Source organism: Geitlerinema sp. PCC 7407 (genome assembly GCF_000317045.1).
GTDB lineage: Bacteria > Cyanobacteriota > Cyanobacteriia > PCC-7407 > PCC-7407 > PCC-7407.
Genome location: NC_019703.1, coordinates 1389344 through 1409790 on the forward strand (window position 1 = coordinate 1389344; position 20447 = coordinate 1409790).

Annotated in this window: 17 protein-coding genes; 12 read left to right on the forward strand and 5 right to left on the reverse strand. The window is 60.6% G+C overall.

Annotated features, from left to right (window positions below; all coding sequences use genetic code 11):
• Positions 1–246: 246 nt before the first annotated feature.
• Together GEI7407_RS05910 and GEI7407_RS05915 are read right to left on the reverse strand one after the other, a co-directional pair.
• Positions 247–2139: a sensor histidine kinase gene (locus GEI7407_RS05910; RefSeq protein ID WP_051030692.1), complete on the reverse strand. Its 1893-nt coding sequence runs from the start codon at positions 2137–2139 to the stop codon at positions 247–249.
• Positions 2102–3004: a phosphate/phosphite/phosphonate ABC transporter substrate-binding protein gene (locus GEI7407_RS05915; RefSeq protein WP_015171229.1), complete on the reverse strand. Its 903-nt coding sequence runs from the start codon at positions 3002–3004 to the stop codon at positions 2102–2104. The genes GEI7407_RS05910 and GEI7407_RS05915 overlap by 38 nt, the downstream gene beginning before the upstream one ends.
• Before the next feature lie 174 nt (positions 3005–3178).
• Between GEI7407_RS05915 and GEI7407_RS21315 the strand changes: the two genes are divergently transcribed.
• Complete coding sequence (locus GEI7407_RS21315) at positions 3179–3325, forward strand: hypothetical protein (RefSeq protein WP_190274178.1); 147 nt, start codon at positions 3179–3181, stop codon at positions 3323–3325.
• Here GEI7407_RS21315 and GEI7407_RS05920 read toward each other — a convergent pair.
• Positions 3315–4835 (reverse strand): iron uptake porin, encoded by a 1521-nt coding sequence (locus tag GEI7407_RS05920; RefSeq protein WP_081587351.1) that lies wholly within the window; start codon positions 4833–4835, stop codon positions 3315–3317. The two genes, GEI7407_RS21315 and GEI7407_RS05920, sit on opposite strands and share 11 nt — an antisense overlap.
• A 407-nt stretch (positions 4836–5242) precedes the next feature.
• On the opposite strand from GEI7407_RS05920, the gene GEI7407_RS05925 reads away from it, so the two are divergent.
• The 9 genes from GEI7407_RS05925 (at position 5243) to GEI7407_RS05965 (ending at position 14945) form a co-directional block, all read left to right on the forward strand.
• On the forward strand, positions 5243–6256 hold the full coding sequence (locus GEI7407_RS05925; protein WP_015171231.1) for a metal ABC transporter solute-binding protein, Zn/Mn family: 1014 nt from the start codon (positions 5243–5245) through the stop codon (positions 6254–6256).
• 146 nt (positions 6257–6402) lie between these two features.
• Positions 6403–7209: a metal ABC transporter ATP-binding protein gene (locus tag GEI7407_RS05930; protein ID WP_015171232.1), complete on the forward strand. Its 807-nt coding sequence runs from the start codon at positions 6403–6405 to the stop codon at positions 7207–7209.
• Between the two features lie 45 nt (positions 7210–7254).
• Positions 7255–8121 (forward strand): metal ABC transporter permease, encoded by an 867-nt coding sequence (locus tag GEI7407_RS05935; RefSeq protein ID WP_015171233.1) that lies wholly within the window; start codon positions 7255–7257, stop codon positions 8119–8121.
• Between the two features lie 75 nt (positions 8122–8196).
• Complete coding sequence (locus tag GEI7407_RS05940) at positions 8197–9351, forward strand: glycosyltransferase (RefSeq protein WP_015171234.1); 1155 nt, start codon at positions 8197–8199, stop codon at positions 9349–9351.
• 114 nt (positions 9352–9465) lie between these two features.
• On the forward strand, positions 9466–10197 hold the full coding sequence (locus GEI7407_RS05945; protein ID WP_015171235.1) for a sugar transferase: 732 nt from the start codon (positions 9466–9468) through the stop codon (positions 10195–10197).
• Between the two features lie 440 nt (positions 10198–10637).
• Complete coding sequence (gene gmd / locus GEI7407_RS05950; protein ID WP_015171236.1) at positions 10638–11717, forward strand: GDP-mannose 4,6-dehydratase; 1080 nt, start codon at positions 10638–10640, stop codon at positions 11715–11717.
• A gap of 112 nt (positions 11718–11829) precedes the next feature.
• Positions 11830–12777 carry a GDP-L-fucose synthase gene (locus GEI7407_RS05955; protein ID WP_015171237.1) on the forward strand — a complete coding sequence of 316 codons (948 nt, stop codon included), beginning with the start codon at positions 11830–11832 and terminating at the stop codon, positions 12775–12777.
• Positions 12778–12815: 38 nt separating this feature from the next.
• The gene (locus tag GEI7407_RS05960) at positions 12816–13439 is read left to right on the forward strand and encodes a 5-formyltetrahydrofolate cyclo-ligase (protein WP_015171238.1); all 624 of its coding nucleotides are present in this window, start codon (positions 12816–12818) and stop codon (positions 13437–13439) included.
• A gap of 60 nt (positions 13440–13499) precedes the next feature.
• Positions 13500–14945, forward strand: coding sequence for an ATP-dependent DNA helicase RecQ (locus tag GEI7407_RS05965; RefSeq protein ID WP_015171239.1), 1446 nt, complete (start codon positions 13500–13502; stop codon positions 14943–14945).
• Here GEI7407_RS05965 and GEI7407_RS05970 read toward each other — a convergent pair.
• Positions 14942–16207: a lipid-A-disaccharide synthase-related protein gene (locus GEI7407_RS05970; RefSeq protein ID WP_015171240.1), complete on the reverse strand. Its 1266-nt coding sequence runs from the start codon at positions 16205–16207 to the stop codon at positions 14942–14944. The genes GEI7407_RS05965 and GEI7407_RS05970 overlap by 4 nt on opposite strands.
• A 186-nt stretch (positions 16208–16393) precedes the next feature.
• Positions 16394–17101, reverse strand: coding sequence for a PEP-CTERM sorting domain-containing protein (locus tag GEI7407_RS05975; RefSeq protein WP_015171241.1), 708 nt, complete (start codon positions 17099–17101; stop codon positions 16394–16396).
• Positions 17102–17595: 494 nt separating this feature from the next.
• Here GEI7407_RS05975 and recQ point away from each other — a divergent pair, with 494 nt between their 5' ends.
• Entirely contained in the window at positions 17596–19821 is a 2226-nt protein-coding gene (gene recQ, locus GEI7407_RS05980) for a DNA helicase RecQ (RefSeq protein ID WP_015171242.1), read from the forward strand.
• A 215-nt stretch (positions 19822–20036) separates the two neighbouring features.
• Positions 20037–20387 (forward strand): hypothetical protein, encoded by a 351-nt coding sequence (locus tag GEI7407_RS05985; protein WP_015171243.1) that lies wholly within the window; start codon positions 20037–20039, stop codon positions 20385–20387.
• Positions 20388–20447 lie beyond the last annotated feature (60 nt).

The following is a 20447-nucleotide window of genomic DNA, read 5'->3' on the forward strand; positions in this document are numbered from 1 at the left end:
GGGTGATTAGCAGCGGTTATTGGAGGAACCTGGTTTCGGCGTGAAGTTTTATAAAGAAAAAATCGTGTCCGTTGTTACAATGAGCCACAGAAAGGGATTAATAATGACGAAGCCCACTGCAAACTGGGAATGCGCAGACCGGGTCTTCCTCCCCTGTTCGAGTATCACAACGAATTAAATAGGTAAAATGCCAGCCCCTCGAAGGCTGGCTTTTTTGTCTTTGGGTGCTGGGCGCTGGGGGCTGGGCTAGCGCGATCGCCCGCCCTGTTGCTGGACGGGAATCTCGATCACAAACTCGGTGCCTGAGCCCAGGACAGAGTGGCAGTGCAGCCGCCCCCCGTGGCGCTCCACGACGATTTGGTGGCTGATCGAGAGGCCGAGTCCTGTGCCTTTGCCAACCTCTTTGGTGGTGAAAAAGGGGTCGAAGATCCGCTCGAGGACCGACGGCGCCATGCCGGGACCGTTGTCGGCGATCGCCAGGCGCACCCAGCGCGGGTCAAGCTGCGTCGTGGTGATCTTGAGGGTGGGCGGCGCACTCTGAAGGGCGATCGCCCCGTAGCCAGACCGAGCTGCGGTCCAGGTTCGCTGACTGTCGAGGGCATCAATGGCGTTGCTGAGGATGTTCATAACGACCTGATTGAGCTGCCCAGAGTAGCATTCCACCCGCGGCAGAGCCCCGTAGTCTTTGACGACGCGAATTTCGGGGCGATCGCCCTTGGGCTTGAGGCGATTGTGCAAAATCATCAGCGTGCTGTCGATGCCCTCATGCAGATCAACGGCCTTGACCTCGGCCTCGTCGAGCCGCGAAAAGGTGCGCAGGGACTGAACAATTTCGCGAATGCGATCGGCCCCGACCCTCATCGAGGCCAGCAGCTTGGGCAGATCCGTCTGCAAAAATTCCAGGTCCATCTCCTCAATCTCGGCGATCAGGTCTTGGGGCGGGTCGGGGTAGTGGGTTTGGTAGCGCTCCAGCAGCTGCAACAGGCTCCGGGTATAGGTATTGGCGTGCTCCAGATTGCCAAAAATGAAGTTGATGGGGTTGTTAATTTCGTGGGCAACTCCCGCCACCAGCTGGCCAAGGCTCGACATTTTTTCGCTCTGGATCAGCTGGGCCTGGGTTTGCTGGAGGTGATGCAGCGTAGCGCTCAGGGCTTGGGTCCGCTCCTCTACGCGCTGCTCCAGGGTTTCGCGGGCCTGCTCGAGGCGACGGGTGTCGTCGCCGGTGCGCTCGATCAGGTGGTTCAGGGACTGGGCCAGGGACCCGATTTCGTCGCGGGAGGTGACGGGGGCGCGCAGCTCGAAGTTGGAGTCTCGGGTGACGCGCTGGGCGACGTCGGTAACGGCCTCGATGGGCTGGGCGATCGCCTGCCCCAGAACCGCGGCCAATCGAGCAGCGATCGCCCCTGAGAGCACCATTCCCACCAAAATGAGATGAAGCCGCAAACTCTCAGCCCAGTCTAGACGCACAACGGCATCACTCTCTTGGCTCTGGGCCGCCCGGATACCCTGCTCGAGACGCTCGGCCAAGCGCTCAAACTCGACACTATGGCGGGTTGCTGTGCCTTGGGCTCCTTTGCTCAAGACCTCCTGCTGAGCCGCCGCGATGTCTGAGGTCGCTACGTTGCCTGGGTCAATGTCTTGCCACAGGGTTTCCATCAGCTGGCGATAGGAGTCAGCGGCGACCGTGTATTGCTCCATGAGGTCTTGGAGCGTGTCGACATTCATGGCCAGGTGCTCGGGGTGATCCTGGGCAAAGGCCTGGAGGTCCGCGGCGATCGCCCTAATCTGCGCCGCATCACTCAAAAACTTTTCGCGCTCGTAGTTAAACCAAATCGAGTCGCCCAACACCGTAATCAGGCGCTGGGGATGGGAGCGCACCTCCAGGACCGTCAGCTCAAGATTTTTGAGCAAATCTTTTTGCTGGTTGGCGAGCAGCAACTGCTGGCGGGCCTGGCCTTGCAGCACGTCCCCCACCCACAGCCCCGTCGAAGTGCCCAAAATCGCCACGCCGATCACCAAGGCATAGCTATGGCTAATTTTTTGGCGAATACTGCGCTGGGCCAGCAGCTTGAGAAGTGAAAGCTTTGTCTGCTTGAAGCGTCTAAGCCCCTCCTTGAGAGGAGATTCGTTGTGAGACAAAATTCCCCTGTCCAATGGCTTCATACACATCCCGAATCATGTTGTAGTCGGTGTCGTCAGCGGTCACAAGCTGCGAGCCCTGATACTTTTGGGTTTCCTCTCCCCGCACGAGTGCTGCGATGAGCGGGGTTTGGGCGGCCACCATGCGATCGCGCAGAGCCTCGACCCAAGCCAGCTCCAGGCCACTGGCGGCCACAAAGACATCGCTGGGCAGCGGCGGGCCTTGGGCGATCGTGGAAAACTGAGAAGCCTCGGGGGCCAAAAACGTTTGGTAGTCGACAGCCGATCCGCCCCACGCATCGACCCGACCAGCCTGGAGCGCCTCGACGCCCTCGTCTCCCAGCATGGCCAAGGTGAGATCGCGGCGGGGGTCCAGACCTGCCTCCATGAGTAGTTTGGTCGGCCCGAGGTGACCGCTGGTCGAGCCAATGCTCGAGAGGGCGAGGGTTTTGCCGCGCAGGTCGCTCACGTTCTGAATGCCCGACCCCGCAGGCACCACGATCACCGAGTGATAGTTGGGCCGGGTGATGGCGATGACGGGCTGGGCGTTGGTGCGAGCGCGGATCAAGACATATTCTGCGGGGCCGGTCAGGGCCAGATCCACGTCTCCCTGTCGGAGGGCGATCGCCGCTGCGGTGTAGCTCTCGACCGGGAAAAACTGAATTTTCTTGCCGGTTGCTTGGGCGAGCGCATCTCGGAAGGCTCCGTAGTTTTCTTCGAGATTCTCCAGCCCCTGGATGTCGGTGACGGCAAACTGAATCGTCTCTGGTCCCGCCAAAGCGCTAGGGCGATCGGAGGCGGTGCGGGCTGCGCTGCATCCGCCCAAAAAGAGCAACAAGTAGGCTAAAAAATTGCGCCGCTGCATGGCGTGTTCAGAGATTCAAGAATTGAATGGGGGCTGAAACTTTGCAAGGGCAGGGTACTGAAGCGAGGCAGGTCGGGGGCACCTTGAGGATGCGGTGCGTAGACTTGGGGGAATCAAACCTGCGCGGGAGAGTGGTTGCTCCTAGACTAATCGCTGAAAGGGAATTGTTAATGTTTGCTAGCTGACATCAGGGGCGATCGCCCTTTGGCCATCCGGGGTGAAAGGCCCAAAAGCAACCATCCCCGGGGCGATCGCGCGATCGCCCCGGGGATGGCTGCTGTCAGCAGCGAGCTGCTGCGGTGCGCAACGCCTAGAAACTAAAGGTGGTGCGCAAAGTGCCAATCACCGCGTCTTGGTTGTCGCTGTTGTGATTGGGCGCTGTCAGCCAGATGACCCCCGGCGTGATCGAGAGATTTTCGTTGAGCTGATACTGATAGAAAGCCTCTAGGTGCAGCGATGTATCCGGGTCTTCGCCGAAGCCCTCAATGCTGCTGTCTGTCACTTTGGGCTCCATCCCCACGATGATGCCGCCCAGGTTGCCTTCCTTGCCGAGGTCCGGGAAGCCAAGGGTGACGGCCCAGTTCCAGATGTCCAGCGCCCCGCGATCGATGGCTCCATTCAGAGTCGAAAGGTTGCGGCTGTTGGTGTAGCCAGCCCAGCCGCCCACCACAAAGCGATCGCTCAGGCGCCACGACAGCTCAACCCCGTAGGAGTTGGTCACCACCGGCACGTCTAGCAAGCTGGCGTAGTTAGATAAAAAGCTGCCGGTGCCCGTTTCCGCCGGTGCGTCCGGGTTGTTGCTGTAGGCATTGACGTAGGTCAGGCCGATGTCCAGGCGATCGAGGGGCTTGACCACGAGCTGGGCCAGCGCGCCGTAGGAGCCGTCAAACAAGCCGCTGCCCGAAGCGGGACTGTTGGCGTCGCCGGCCAAATAGCCCAGGCTCAGCTCTAGCTTGTCTCCGAAGGCGTGCCGCACCCCAACTCCGGCTCCGGCCACGGGGTAGTAGATGGGGTGGCGGGTCCCAAAGGCCGAAATAGCGCCCGAAGCCCCGTCCCCGTCAAGGGCGTTGACCGTGCTGGCGAAGTCGTCCGAAGCGCCGCCAGCTGCGGCCACGGTGACTTCGGTGCTGTCGCCCAGCGGGAAGGTATAGAGCAGGACTTCTAGGCCAATGTCATTCGCTTCGTCTTGCTCAAAGGCCAAGGCGCCCTCGAGGAGATCGCCCCGGCCCTGGGTGTTGCCGGTGGACAGACGCGTGCGCAGGTTGTCGCGGCCTGTGAAGCTGGTTTCGAGATTCAGGCGGAGGCGATCGCTGAAGGTTGGGTTGTCGCTCAGGGAGTTGCCAAAGGCGTCCTCCCCGTCGAAGGCGCTGGTCAGCGCGAAGATGGCTTCCCCTTCTAGGCGCGTCGTGGTGGAAAACTGGTTGGCCTCCAGCTCAGCGGTGCGCGCCTCCAGGGAGTCCACGCGGCCCCGCAGCGTCGCCAGCTCAGCGGCAAATTCTTCTTGGAGGCGCTGCAAGGTTGCCAAATCTTCGCGCGTGGCCAGGTCGGCGGTCCCGGCGGCGATCAGTTCGTTGACGCGATCGAGACAGGCGTTGAGACCGGCCGCAAACTCGTAGCGGGTCATGGCCCGGTTGCCGCGATAGGTGCCGTCCGGGTAGCCCGCGATGCAGCCGTAGCGCTCAACCAGCGATTGCAGCGCCTGAAAGGCCCAGTCGGTGGGCTGCACGTCCGAAAGCTGCGAGACAGAGGTGACCTGCTCGAGGGCGGCGCTCTCTGCCTCGAGGGCGGGGGGTTCAGCGGCGATCGCCCCACTGGCGAGACCCAGTGTCATCAAGACGGCAGATCCCACGAGCTGCCGACGCAGTGGATAGGAGTGTTCCACGGTCAAAGTTCCTCACACACAAAGTTCAAAGTTTAGGTCTTATTGCAATTGAGTTGCAATAAATATTTGTCGAGTTGTGAATCTGAGATCAAACGAGCTGCCTAGCGATCGCGTCTTGAGCCCTTTGAAAAGCTCTTTCTGCGGCGTTTTGAAGCTTTTTGGCAGCGGCGATCGCTGCCCGATGACCCGCCAAATCAGAAAATTCTCAGGATTCTCATCGTGCAATGAGAATGATTCTATTAGAATGAGACTTGTTCTCAAAATTTTTCTGAATTTTGTTTCTGGTCACCTTGCGAATGCTTCCTAGAGTCGATCGCTGGGTTGACGCGTCTGCACCCCTTTCTTGCTGCTCTGCCATGACCTGCTCTCGACTTTTGCCGCTGATTTCCCTGGGCCTAGCGCTGACTGCTGTCGGCTGTAGCCAGGCGACTCCCCCTTCAGCCAGCACCGGCACCCCAGAAGCTCAGTCTGAGACTCAGGCATCCGCAGCGGGCGATCGCCTCAAGGTCGTGACCACCTTTCCGCCCATGTACTGGTTCACCAAGGCCGTGGCTGGCGATGCGGCGGAGGTCGAAGTGATCGTGCCGCCGGGAGCCGAAGTCCACGAGTATCAGGCCACCCCGGCCGCCGTCCAGGCGATCGCCCAGGCCGATGTGCTGGTGACCAACGGTCTCGGCCTAGAGGAATTTTTGGAAACCACCCTGCGCAATGCCCAAAACGCCAACCTCAAAACGGTGGTGGCCAGCGAAGGCATCCAGGCCCTCGGCGAGATATCGCCGACAGTGCTAGTGGCTGATGCCAGTTCTGGAGCTCATGACCATGACCATGAAGGGGAGGCCACGGCGGAAGCCCATTCCCACACGGCAGGCAACCCCCACGTCTGGATTGATCCGGTCTTGGCTCAGCAGCAGATCACCCAGATTCGGGACGGCCTGATCGCGGCGGACCCCGCCAATCGCAGCACCTACGAGACCAACGCCGCTGCTTACTTGCAGCAGGTTCAGCAGCTCCATCAAACCTACGAGACGCGCCTCAAGCCGCTTCAGGGCTGCACCTTTGTCACCTTCCATGACGCCTATCCCTATCTGGCCAATCGCTATCAGCTCCAGCAAGTGGCCGTGGTCCAAATTCCTGAAGATAGCCTCTCCCCTGGCGATATTCAGACAACGATCGATGCGGTGAAACGCTACGATGCAAAAGCTCTCTTGGGAGAGCCCGGCGTGGATAATAAGCTGCTGGCCAGCTTGTCCCAAGACCTCAAGCTCACGCTGCGCGAAGTTGACCCGCTGGAGTCGGGGCCGCTCGACCCTCAGCACTACCTCACGACCATGGCGCAAAATCTGCAAACCCTGGAAGCGGCCTGCCAGTAGCCTGAGAGTGTCTATATAAATCCCTGCTCGAGGCGATCGCCCTTCACCCCGATCTGCCTTCTCTCACCAATTTTCCCTTCCCTGATCAACCCATTTTGGCCTTGCAACCACGTTGCACTCTTTCTTCTGTGCCCCTTGAGTTATCAATGAACGGTTTTGTGTCGCCTTTGGATGCTTCCCCTGAGACTCCCGCGCCTGTGCTGTCGGTTGAGCGCTTGACGGTTCAGCGGGGCACCTTCACCGCCCTGGAGGATGTCTCATTTTCCCTACTGCCTGGGACCAACACGGCGGTGGTCGGCCCCAACGGCGCCGGCAAAAGCACGCTAGTCCAGGCGATTTTGGGCTTGATTCCCTACACGGCGGCCCGCATCGAGATCCTGGGGCGTCCGCTGAAGCGCCTAGGGGCTTTGGGGCGAGAGATTGGCTATGTGCCCCAAAACTTTTTGTTTGATCGGGGATTTCCCTTGGCGGTAACGGAACTGGTGGGGCTGGGCTGGGCGCCCCGGTCTGCGGCGTGGCGCTGGCCCTGGCAGCGCGATCCGGCCCGCGAGGCGGCGATCGCCCAGGCCCTGCGGCGCGTCGACGCCGACCATCTGCGCCAGCAGCCCATCGGCACCCTCAGCGGCGGCGAGCTCAAGCGGGTGCTCCTGGCCTACTGTCTGGTGTCGCCGCGGCGGCTGCTGGTCCTTGACGAAGCCTTTGCGGGGCTGGATGTGTCGGGAGAGGCTGACTTTTATGGGCTGCTCCATGAGCTGCAGCAGGAGCAAAATTGGGCGATTTTGCAGGTGTCCCACGACATCGATATGGTGAACCGCCACTGCGATCGCGTGCTGTGTCTCAACCGCCGCCTGGTGTGCCACGACGCGCCCCAGACAGCCTTTTCTTCCCAAAATCTGTTGGCGACCTACGGTCCTGCGTTTCAGCAGTATCCCCACTCCCACGGCTGGGGCTAAGATGCTGGTCTAGGCGCCCTTGTTGTTGTCCCTGCGCGATCGCCCATGGCCTTACCCTTTGTGTTGAATGACTGGGCCGTCTTGGCCCAGACCAGCAACCTGCTGGATCTGATGCAGTTTCCCTTCATGCAGCGGGCGATCGCGGGTGGCGTCCTGATGGGCGTGCTCGGCGGCTTTCTCGGCAGCTTTGTCACCCTGCGTCAGCTCTCGTTTTTCAGTCATGCGGTCGGTCACGCGGCGCTGGCGGGCATCGTGCTGGGCATCTTGCTCCAGATCAACCCGACCTGGATGCTGCTGCCCTTTACGTTGGCCTTTGGGGTCGGGGTGCTGTACCTGATCGACCACACAGACCTGTGGAGCGACAACATTTTTAGCATTGCCGTCTCAGCGGCCCTAGCCATCGGCGTGATCCTGACCGGGCTCATCAAGGGCTATCGCGGCAACCTGATGTCTGTGCTGTTCGGAGACATTCTGGCGATCGATGGCCTCGACCTGACGCTAATGGGGCTGCTGCTGCTGGCCAGCTTGCTGTATCTGTTGCCGACCCTGCGCCAGCAAGTCCTGCTCACTCTCAACCCGGCTGTGGCTCAGGTCCAGGGCATTGCGGTGGGGTTCCATCGCTATTGTTTTGTGGTCCTGCTCTCCCTGGCGATCGCCGTCTCCATCAAAGCCGTCGGCGTCCTGCTGGTGAATGCCTTTCTCGTCATCCCTGCCTCCAGCGCTAAGCTGCTGAGCCACCAATTTGGCCGTTTTTTGTGGCTGTCTGTGGGGCTGGGCGCCCTCAGCAGCCTGCTGGGCATGGGAGTCTCCGCCGAATTCAGCCTGGCCTCGGGTCCGAGCATTGTGCTGGTGCAGTTTGGTCTGTTTCTGGCAGCCTTTACCCTAACCAAGCTCAAGCTCGTGATGCCCTGAGCCGCCTGCCCTCTAGGCTAGGTGTGGTAGGCTCAGGGCCGTGATTGTCCTGATTGGCCCACGCTTTCTTGTCCTGTGACCCTAAAGTACGCCCTCGTCCATGAATGGCTTACCCCCAAGGCAACCGGGGGCTCAGAGCTGGTTGTGCGAGAAATTTTGCAGCACATCGACGCGGATCTCTACGCTCTAATTGACTTTGAGTCCACCAATCCCGAGAGCTACCTGTATCGCCGCGCCATTGGCACGACTTTTTTGCAGCGGTTTCCCGGAGCGCGCGCAGGTGTTCAGAAGTATTTGCCCCTGCTGCCCCTGGCGATCGAGCAGCTCGACTTGCAGGGCTATGACGTGATCTTGTCGTCCTCCCACGCGGTCGCCAAGGGCGTGATCACTGGCCCCAGCCAGCTGCACGTGTGCTACTGCCACACGCCCATGCGCTACGCCTGGGACCTCACCTTTGACTATCTGCGCAGCAGCCGCCTCGGACGAGGCTGGATCAGCGCTCCGACCCGCTATCTGCTGCACCGCCTGCGCCAGTGGGACGTGATTTCGGCCAATCGGGTGGACTATTTCATTGCCAACTCGCGGCACACTGCTCGCCGAATCTGGCGCTGCTACCGCCGCCGGGCCGAGGTGATCTACCCACCGGTGCAGGTGAAGCGTTTTCCCTTTCGGGCGGACAAAGAAGACTTTTATCTCACGGTGTCGCGGCTGGTCAGCTACAAGAAGGTGTCTCTGATTGTGCAGGCGTTCAATCAGTCGGGGCGATCGCTGGTAGTGATTGGCGGCGGCCCTGAGCTGGAGCAGCTGCGACAAATAGCGCGGCCCAATGTCCAGATCCTCGGTCCCCAGCCGGACGCGGTGGTCGAAGACTACATGGCCCGGGCCAAAGCCTTTGTCTACGCGGCCTGCGAAGACTTTGGCATTGCGCCGGTGGAGGCCCAGGCCTGCGGAACGCCAGTGCTCGCCTACGGCGCGGGGGGTGCTCTGGAGACGGTGCGCGATTTGCAGCAGCATCCCGAAACAGGAACGGGACTCTTTTTTCCGGAGCAGACTCCCCAGTCCTTGATAAAAGCGGTGGAGGCCTTTGAAGCGCTTCAGATCCAGTTCCAGCCCGAGCAGGCCCGTCTCAACGCGATCGCCTTTTCCCCCGAGGTTTTCGCCCAGCGCTACCTTGACTTTGTCGAGGCATGCTACCAGGAGTTTCAAAATCGCCAAACTAGCTCACCGTAGTTTTCACTACTGGTTGTTTTCTAGGAAACATTCATCCTAGAGACAGGGTCCCTGGTGTTATAAATTTCTGGCCTTATGATGAGGACGTGTGTGGTGTGATGTCCAAGGAGTAAAATGACTGCCCAAAGCCAAATTGTTTCCGGCAAGGGGATAAGGGCATTCATGAAGCGAGGTTTTGCAGCGACGTCGCTTCGTGGGAAGTCCAGCAAAATCGGGGATTTGAGCATTGATAGTGATTGGCTAAAGCGAGCCTTTGATATCGCTTTTGCCGCTACGATTCTGCTGCTTTTTTCTCCTTTGTATTTGATTTTGATTTTGCTGATTGCAATTAGCTCTCCAGGCCCGATTTTTTATGTGCAAGAGCGGGTTGGCCGCGACCACCGGCGCTTTCACTGCCTCAAGTTCCGCACGATGGTGGTCAATGCCGATACGATCTTGCAAGAGCTGCTGGATGCTTCTCCCGAGCTGCGCCAAGAGTTTGAAGCCAATTTCAAGCTCAAGCGGGATCCTCGAATTACCTGGATTGGACGCTTTTTGCGCTTGACGAGCCTGGATGAATTTCCTCAGTTCTGGAATGTGCTCAAGGGCGATATGAGCGTGGTGGGACCGCGGCCGCTGGTGCCGGAGGAGCTGCCGCGCTATGGCCGCTATATCGATCGCATTTTGAAGGCGCGGCCAGGTATTACGGGGCTGTGGCAGGTGTCGGGGCGCAATGATATTCCTTACCACCGCCGGGTCCAGATTGATCTGTATTACGTCAACTTTAGAACGCTGGTGCTGGACTGCTGGATCATTGTCAAAACCATTGGCATTGTGGTCTTCCCGAAAAATAACGGGGCGTACTAGCAGCCTGTCCGCAAATGTGGGGCGATCGCCGAACAGCGTCAGCTCAAAGGGCGATTGCCCGCTCGATAGTGCTGCTAAAAAGGGTAAGCTTGGCTTGCCCTTTTGTATTTTTGGGGGGCAGACCCCTCTGCTGCGGCGATCGCCGCCATCCCTCAAGCTTCAGCGGGGATGGGGTGCGGCGACTGCTGCTCGGCAAGGATCCCCACAGGAGCAGCCCAGATAGCTTGTGAGAAAAAAGCGGGAATAATCGTGCTGACTCGATCTCAATTTTGGTGGGCGGCTGGGGAACCCTAGCCTTGGCGCAGCGACTGATGCGGACAATCGGCTTTCTAAAGCCTCAGCAAGACTGCGATCGCCCCAACCCGTCCCAACCTCACGCTGCGGTGAGGTCTGAGGTGACTCATTTGCCCAAGTTCAGTTGAAATAGGAAAGGTCAGAGAATGACGCAACGGAAACGAGCGCTAATCACAGGTATCACCGGCCAAGACGGGTCCTATCTCAGTGAGCTGCTGCTCGAAAAAGGCTACGAAGTTCATGGCATCATCCGGCGAACTTCTACCTTCAACACCGATCGCATTGATCACATTTATGTTGACCCCCACAACGAAGATGCCCGTCTATTTCTGCACTATGGTGACCTGACCGACGGCACGACGCTCCGACGAATCTTGGAGGAAGTGCAGCCGGTCGAAATTTACAATCTGGGGGCGCAGTCCCATGTGCGAGTGAGCTTTGACTCGCCGGAGTACACCGCCGACGCGGTGGGTATGGGGACTCTGCGGCTGCTCGAGGCGATCCGAGACTATCGGCACCGCACGGGGATCGAGGTGCGCTTTTATCAGGCGGGCTCCTCGGAGATGTTTGGCAAGGTGCAGGATGTGCCTCAGCGGGAAACGACGCCTTTTTATCCCCGCAGCCCCTACGCCTGCGCCAAGGTCTACGCCCACTGGCAAACGGTGAACTACCGTGAGTCCTACGGGATGTTTGCCTGCAATGGCATTTTGTTTAACCACGAGTCGCCGCGCCGGGGCGAGACCTTCGTGACGCGGAAGATCACGCGGGCGATCGCCCGCATCGTGGCCGGCAAGCAGAACAAAATTTATCTGGGTAACCTCGACGCCAAGCGCGACTGGGGCTACGCCAAGGACTACGTGCGGGCAATGTGGCTGATGCTCCAGCAAGACGAGCCCGACGACTACGTGGTGGCAACCGGTGAAACCCACTCGGTCGAAGAATTCTTGCAGGTAGCCTTCCAGTATGTGAATCTAAACTGGCAAGATTACGTTGAGTTTGACGAGCGCTATCTGCGGCCAGCAGAGGTTGATCTGCTGATTGGCGATCCGACCAAGGCGAAGGAAAAACTGGGCTGGGAGCCCTCGGTCACCTTCGAGGAGCTGGTGGCGCTGATGGTCGAAGCGGACTTGCAGGCCCTGGGGCTGACGACGCCCAATGGCAAGGCGCTGTCGGTAATTCGTGAGAATGCTTTTATTCGTCAAGATGTTGGTAGTCTCATGTCCTAGGGCTTGGGCTCTGGGCTTGGGTCAGATGGGTTGAGCGGGATACACCGGCGGAGAATCGCCCCCTGCTCAACCTGTCGGTCCTCCGCGCTGTATTTTTCCAACCACTCTAACCATGACAACGGCATTAGACCTGACCGACAAGCGAATTCTGGTGACTGGGGGCGCTGGCTTTTTGGGCCGTCAGGTCGTAGCCCAGCTGGTGGCTGCGGGAGCTGATCCGGCGAAAATCACGACGCCGCGATCGCGCGAGTGCGATCTGCGCGTCTGGGAAAACTGCCAGCGGGCCGTCGATCAGCAGGATGTCGTGGTGCACCTAGCGGCCCACGTGGGCGGCATCGGCCTCAATCGCGAGAAGCCTGCGGAGCTGTTTTACGACAACTTGATGATGGGCACCCAGCTGATCCACGCGGCCTATCAGGGGGGCGTCCAGAAATTTGTCTGCGTGGGCACCATTTGCGCCTACCCGAAATTTACGCCGGTGCCGTTCCGGGAAGACGACCTGTGGAATGGCTACCCCGAAGAGACCAACGCGCCCTACGGCATCGCCAAAAAAGCGCTGCTGGTGCAGCTCCAGGCCTATCGCCAGCAGTACGGTTTTGACGGGATTTATCTACTGCCGGTGAATCTCTACGGGCCGGAGGATAATTTTGATCCGCGCAGTTCCCACGTGATTCCGGCGCTGATCCGCAAGGTCTATGAGGCCCAGGTTCGGGGCGATCGCCAGCTGCCGGTGTGGGGAGACGGGAGCCCGACGCGGGAGTTTCTCTACTCAGAGGACGCGGCGCGGGGCATTGTGATGGCTTCCCAGCGCTACAGCGGCGAGGAGCCGGTGAATCTGGGCACGGGCCAGGAAATTTCGATCAAAGATTTGGTGACGCTGATTTGTGAGCTGATGGGCTTTGACGGCGAGATTCTCTGGCAGACGGACCAGCCCAACGGCCAGCCCCGCCGCTGCCTCGATACGGAGCGCGCCAAGCAGGCCTTTGGCTTCGAGGCTCAGGTGTCCTTTGAACAAGGCCTGCGAAACACGATTGCCTGGTATCGTCAGCACGCCCAGTAGGCGATCGCTGACCCCCAGATTTTTTTCACTCACCCTGAATGACTCCTCAGAAAACGGTGGACAAAACCCAGTTGCGCCGATCGCTCTTGGCCCAGCGGCGATCGCTCTCGTCCCAGGCTTGGCAAACCCAAAGCGTAGCGATTTGTGGGCATCTCAGCCGCTGGGAGCCCTTTCAGCAGGCCCGGACGGTGCTGAGCTACTTTAGTTTTCGCCAAGAGCCGGATTTGCTGCCCCTGTACGCCTATCCCAAGGTGTGGGGCTTTCCCCGCTGCGTGGGCTCTGCCCTGGTGTGGCATCACTGGTCGCTAGGCGAGGCCTGGTCCCTGGGCTCCTTTGGGATTCGAGAGCCCCACGCGTCGGCACCGACGGTGCGGCCAGAAGAGGTGGACTTGCTGCTGGTGCCGGCGGTGGCGTGCGATCGCCGGGGCTATCGCCTGGGCTATGGCGGCGGCTTCTACGATCGCCTCCTGAGCCACCCAGACTGGCAGCAGGTCCCGACGGTGGGGATTGTCTTTTCCTTTGCCCATGTGTCGGAGCTGCCTGCCGATCCGTGGGACAAGCCGCTCCAGGCGGTGTGTAGCGACGCTGGTCTGACGGCGATCGCGGATATCGGCGCGATCGCGACGAATTGTGACCCGGGGATCGCGGCCCAACATCGTTAATCCTGTGTGCAGATTTTTCTCCTGAGGGAACCTTTAATTTAAAGACTCAGGAGATCAGCCATGCATCAAGCCGAAACGCCGGAGTGGGAGCAGGTTCGGGCGGCCTTCCAGGCGATCTGGGGCTACCCAGACTTTCGGCCGCCCCAGGGAGACATTGTGCGATCGCTGCTGGCGGGTCGGGACGCCCTAGTGGTCATGCCCACCGGCGGCGGCAAATCGATTTGTTTTCAGCTGCCCGCCCTGATGCAGCGGGGTCTGACCCTGGTAGTGTCGCCGCTGGTGGCCCTGATGGAGAACCAGGTCCAGGAGCTGCGCGATCGCCAGCTGCCGGCGGCTCTGCTCCACAGCGAGCGATCGGGCCTAGAGCGCAAGCAGGTGCTGCGGGCGCTAGAGGGCCAGTCTCTGCGGCTGCTGTACCTGTCTCCCGAAACCCTGCTGAGTCCGCCGGTGTGGGAGCGGCTGTGCCGCCCGGAGATCGGGATCAATGGCTTGATTTTGGATGAGGCTCACTGCCTGGTGCAGTGGGGAGAAACCTTTCGGCCTGCCTACCGGCGGCTGGGGGCGGTGCGATCGGCCCTGTTGGCGACCAAGCCGCCGGGAGCGCGTCTAGCGATCGCGGCTTTTACGGCGACGGCGGACCCGGCGGCCCAGCGCATTTTGCGGGAGGTGCTCGGCCTGCGTCAGCCTGCTATTTTTCGTCTCAACCCCTACCGAGCGAACCTGAGCCCGCGGGTGCAGGTGGCCTGGAGCCCCCGCGATCGCCGCCAGAAGCTGGTGCGTTTTGTGCAGGCCCATCCGGGGGCGGGCTTGGTGTACGTGCGCACGCGCCGCGACAGCGAAGAACTATCCCAAACCCTGCGGTCCCAGGGCTTCGCGACGGCGGCTTACCATGCGGGCCTCGGCGCAGGCGATCGCCGCCAAATCGAGGCGGACTGGCAGGGCGATCGCCTCCGGTTCGTAGTGTGCACCAACGCCTTTGGTATGGGGGTCAACAAGCCCAATGTCCGCTGGGTGGCCCATTTTCAGCGGCCCCAGCTCCTGTCTGAGTATGTGCAGGAGATCGGGCGGGCGGGGCGCGATGGCCAACCGGCCCAGGCCCTGACGCTGGTGAGCGAGCCCACGGGCTGGCTCGACCCCAGTGATCGCCAGCGGCAGGCATTTTTTGCTGGGCAGATCCAGGAGCGCTATCGCTCGGCCCAGGCGCTGCTGAGCCAGATTCCCCGCCAGGGCCGGGTCGAGGAGGTGTCCAAACGCTTTCCCGACGGGGCGATCGCCCTGGCCCTGCTCCACAGCGCCGGTCTGCTGCGCTGGCGATCGCCCTTCGAGTACACCCTCCACGGCACAGCCAAAGCCCTGACGCCGCCTGCCTCGGCCCAAGATATGACGGTTTATTTGAAAAGCCGCCAGTGCCGCTGGCGATCGCTGCTCCAGGGTTTTGGCTTTGACCAAGAGGCAACTGATTTTCGCTGCGGCCACTGCGACAACTGCCAGCGATCGCGCCCCTAGCTCAGCAGGCGATCGCGCAGACAGGCCGCAATCCGATCCGCTGCGCCGGGGGCGCCCATGCGGCGGCGGCCATTCTCCGCAATGATTTGCAGGCGATCGGGGTCCTGGAGCAGCGCCTCCAGCGTAGTGATGACCTTGCTGGGCTCCGCTGCCAAAATCACCGAACAGCCCAGCAGACGGGTCTGGGCCTCGGCGAAGGCAGGGGTAAACTGGGGACCGCCGCCCGCCAGGGTCAGGGCCGGTTTGCCGAGACCAACAAACTGCTCGGTGGCCGTCCCGGCCATGGCGATGGCAAAGTCTGCCTGGTGCAGACAGTCATTAAAGGATTTCTGAGATAAAAATAAAGCCGCCTTGCCCTGGCGAAACACTTGCGTGTCGGGGTCCGGCAGGGGATTGGCCAGGGAGCCGTCGGTGACCGATTGCCAGCCCCGATCGGCCAGCATGGCCCGCAACGGCTCCAGCTCCAGACCCGGCGCGATCGCCCCCAAGAACCGCAGCGATCGCCGAGAAAAGCGCTCCGTCAGGCCCGCCACCGCCTGCAAAATCAGCTGCCAGTTGTTGTAGGCCTCGGGAGGCCGCGATCCGGGGATGAGCGTCACGATCAGCGGTGCCACTGCGGCCTCCGCCTCGGTCTCGTAATAGCGCGATCGCCCCGTCGGCGCTAGGCCATCCATCATCGGATTGCCCAGATCAAATGCCGGGATCTTCCACTGTTGCAGGGAATCCGTCGTCAGCGAATCGCGGGGAAACACTGCCCGAGCGCGATCGCGGCTCATCAGCCAGCGCTCCCACGGCAAATAGACCGACCCCGCCCAGCCTTCCATCTTCTCAAACCACGAGCGGCGCGGCAGCCACCCCGCCTCATCTCGCAGGTAATACTCCGACTTCGCCGTCCCCACGAACGCGTAAGGCGCCCCGCTGAGCCACGCAAACAGCAGCGGCACGATATCCCCCACCGCCAGCACCACGCCCCCTTCCTTGGCCCAGGCCTTCACTGTCCGGAGTTGGGCCAGGGTCAGCTGCACCAGTCCCCCCTGGACATCGCGGGCCAGCTGCCGCCCATCCATATAAATGAAGCCCCCCGACGGCATGCGCTTGACGGGGCCTGCCAGAGGAATCTGGCAAGCCGTGTAGGCGTGGCCTTCCCCGACGATCGGGAGCGCCGCAATCTCTGGCGGATTGTCCTGGGCCTGCAGCGCCTGCAAAATCCGCACTGCAATGATATCTTCGCCGTGGCCGTTACTGAGACAGAGTAGCTTCATCGATATTTTTTGCCTAACCGTGCACGGTGCACTGGCACTAGACTACCGCAGAGCGCGCCGCTGGCAGCGTGGCCCAGCCCTAGAGGCTGCGACGAACTGCGCGCCCCTAAAGTCCCCCCGATCAAGAAAACCTGCCGCCTTGGCGACAGGTTGACCCGCTGAGATGGAGATCAAGCTCAACCAAACCTAGATGGGGCGATCGGCCGATCGCTTTTTGCTGGCCAGCAGGCCCAGGCCTCCCGCCACAGCAAGCGCCCCCAGGGTTCCCGGCTCTGGCACCGGCCGCAAATCTCCGGTAATACTCACGTCGTAGCCCGTCCCGCCGCCGTGGTCAGCCCGCAGAATTTGAATGTAGTTTTTGCCCGCGCCCAGGCTGCCGAGGGCAATGGGGGCATATTCGCCCACCGGGGCGCCCCCTGCGGCCGTAGCGCCAAACTTGTACACGCCATTCACCCAAACGAAAATACCGTTGTCGACCCCAAAGCGACCGATGAGATTGTCGATGCCCTTCGGGCCGCCGTCGATCTCGTAGAGGATGGCGGTCTCGCTGTTGACGGCCCAGGTCAGCGGAATGCTCTGCAAACCGCTCCACGCGACATTGGTGAGGGCGTTGACCGGATCGCTCAGCCAGCTCCCCAGAGCCGCCACGCCGCTGAGGTCTGGCGCTACGGCGAAGGTTGCGGTGGGATCGCCGGTGGAGACGTTGGGGCCGGGAAAGTAGGCGGCCAGAGGGTCACCGGGGTTACCGGGATAGAGGTCCCCGAGGCTGCTGTTGTAGTAGCCTTGGCTGCCGTTGTTGATGAGCTGAGCGGCCTGAGCGCCGGGGACGGCAAGGGCTGTCCAGGCTAGAGCGGCACCGCTGGCGGCGATCGCCCAACGAATGCGAGATGTCATTGTTAAATCCCTCAAATTCTTGGATCACTCAGCGCCAACACGGGGGAACTGAAAGGCTCAAAATCTCACCTGGAGCGTAGCCGGTGAGTCGGGTAGCTATCGTCTGAGTCCCTGAAGGGTCCGGGCGGCTCTCTGAAGGGCTGAACCGCCAATTCCTGCGGCCCTGAACCGCTGGTGATGCGTTGGAATCTACGTGTTATTGCTGATATTTCCAAGCTTAGTGGCGAGCCTCTGGGCAATAGGCAAAGCTTCAATAAACCTTGGAGAGACTGCGTGAAGCCGACGTAAAGTCTGGGGGTGCTGGTTTCGCCAAAGGGCGATCGCCCTGCGTAATTTCTGGTGGATTTCCCCAACGCTGCCTTCCCACACCGTCCAGGCTGCCCAAAGCCGCTGGGTTTCGCTAAGATAGCTAACCGAGCTTTCCTCTCGCGGCTTTCTGATCCTGCGGGCCTCTGGGAAGATGGAACTAGTTCTCTGGCGCTGAGCCGTGGTGCATGGCAACCAAGCTTTCCCCCTACGCTTCAAAATTTGACACCCTAGAAGACGCTCTCAAGCACTTTTTTGGCTACGAGTCTTTTCGGCCGGGGCAGCGCGAAATTGTCGAGGCAGCCCTCGATCGCCGCGATGTCATGGTCATCATGCCCACCGGCGGCGGCAAATCCCTGTGCTTTCAGCTGCCAGCCCTCCTAAATTCTGGGGTGAGCGTCGTGGTGTCGCCCCTGATTGCTCTGATGCAGGACCAGGTCGCCTCCCTCCAGAAAAACGGCGTGGGAGCAACCTTTCTCAACAGCAGCATCAGCGGAGAAGAGGTGCGATCGCGCCAAAACGAGATTCTCGATGGCCGGATCAAGCTGCTCTATGTCGCCCCCGAGCGGCTGCTCAATGAACAATTTTTGCTGTGGCTCAACGACGTGCGCCAGCAGGTTGGGCTCTCCACCTTTGTGATCGATGAGGCCCACTGCGTTTCGGAGTGGGGCCACGATTTTCGGCCAGAGTACCGCCAGCTGCTGCAAATTCGCCAGCGCTTCCCGGAGGTGCCGGTGATGGCCCTGACGGCGACGGCGACAGACCGGGTGCGCCAGGACATGGGGGAGCAGCTGGCCCTGCGGCAGCCCTACGTGCACATCGCCAGCTTCAACCGGCCCAATCTGTACTACGAGGTCCGGCCGAAGGGCAAAAACAGCTATGACGAGCTGCTGCAAAAGATTCGGCATGTCGAGGGATCTTGCATCGTCTACTGCCTTAGTCGGCGGCGGGTCAACGAGCTGACAACGCGATTGCAGCAGGAGGGCATCGAGGCGCTGCCCTACCATGCGGGGCTTTCCGATGACGTGCGAACCGAGAACCAGACGCGCTTCATTCGGGATGATGTGCGGGTGATCGTGGCGACGATCGCCTTTGGGATGGGCATCAACAAGCCGGATGTGCGCCTGGTGATGCACTACGATCTGCCGCGCAACATCGAGGCCTACTACCAGGAGTCGGGGCGCGCGGGCCGGGACGGGGAGACGGCCCAGTGCCTGCTGTTTTACGGGCCGGGGGACATCAAAAGCCTCGACTGGATCATTGACCAGAAGGTGCACCCGGTGACGGGGGAGCCGCTGGAGCAGGAGCAGCGCATTGCGCGGCAGCAGCTGCGCCAGGTAATCGACTATGCCGAGAGTACGGTGTGCCGCCGCACGATCCAGCTCAGCTACTTTGGCGAGGAGTTTCCGGGCAATTGCCAAAATTGCGACAACTGCCTGCATCCCAAGCCCCTAGAAGATTGGACCATTGAGGCGCAGAAGTTTCTCTCCTGCGTGGCCCGCTGTCGGGAACGCTTTGGCGTGAACTACATCATTGATGTGCTGCGGGGCTCCAAAAACAAAAAGGTCCTGAGCAATGGCCACCAGGCGCTGTCGACCTACGGCATTGGGCGCGATCGCAGCGTGGATGCGTGGCGATCGCTGGCCCGCACCCTGATTCATCAGGGCCTGGTGGACGAAACGAGCGATGGATTTTCGGTCCTCAAGCTGAATGCGGCGAGCTGGGAAGTGATGCGCAAACAGCGCACGGTGCTGGTGGCGGCCCTGCCGGCCGAGCCGGTGCTTGAGGCGCGAGCAGAGGCCCAGATCGAGGCGGAAATGCTGTTTGAGCGGCTGCGATCGCTGCGCAAGCAGCTGGCGGACGAGCAGGCGATCGCCCCCTACATGGTGTTTGCGGATTCGAGCCTGCGCCTGATGGCCCAGCAGCGCCCCACGACTTTGCAGCAGTTTGCCGGTATCTCGGGGGTGGGCAGCCACAAGCTGGCTCTCTACGGCGATCGCTTCATTGCGGAGATCCGCGACTACTGCGAGGAGCAGGGACTGACCGTGGCTTCGGAGTCGCGCTCCCTAGCCTCGCCCGCACGATCGCGATCGCGCGGCGCCCTGTCCAACACCCACTTTGCGACCCTGGCCCTCCACCAGGAAGGCGCGTCGGCCAGCGACATTGCCCAGCAGCGGGGCTATCGCCTGGGCACGATCGTGGATCATCTGGCCCTGCTGCTGGAGGCAGGGCAGCGGGTCGATATCGATCGCCTGGTGCCGCCGGAGCGCCAAAACGCCATTTTGGAGGCGATCGCAGCCCACGGAGACGCGGCTCTGCTGGTCCTGCGTCAGCACCTGGGCGAAGCCTACACCCACGATGAAATTCGCCTCGTGCGATCGTGGTGGCGGGGCGACAATCGTCAATCGTCCTAATTCTTGCTAAATCAGATAGAGTTTAGGCGCAAAATTTTCGAACTATTTCCTAGGGGCGATCGCCCCAATTTTGCTCAAAAATGAAATGTATCTCTAGAGGGAAGGAGTGAATCCGCGGATTTTCTAGGATTGGTTTGGTTTTGGTCAAAAAACTCACGAATTGACGCTTTTATTCCCAAACCCTTTGATCAACCCTAGACCATTAGGAAAGCTCTATGAAACTCAATTTTGACCGCTTCGCAAAATACTTGGCAAAAGGTTTTTGGGTCGTTTTTCTTGCTGTATTTGCCAGCGTTTCGCTCTCCTTTACTCCGGCGACGGCGCCTAGTTTTGCTGCCCCGAATGCTTACAAAGCCGCTATTGAACAAGACGTCCAGCAAGTGGACGAAAATCGCCTAGACGCCTACGAAAGCGCCAAGGAAACGGTCAACAGCCGCAATGGCATTGAAAAAGAATACGAAGAAAACGAAGAAGCCTATCTCGAAGAGCATCCTGAAGAAGGCGGCCTGATGAGCGGCGCGAAGCAGGTGCTTGAGAAACTCTCTAGCAGCGACAGCGATCGCTAAGAAGTTTTTTCGTGCCCCCGCGATTGCTCTTAGCTATCGCGCTCAACACACAAAAGCACG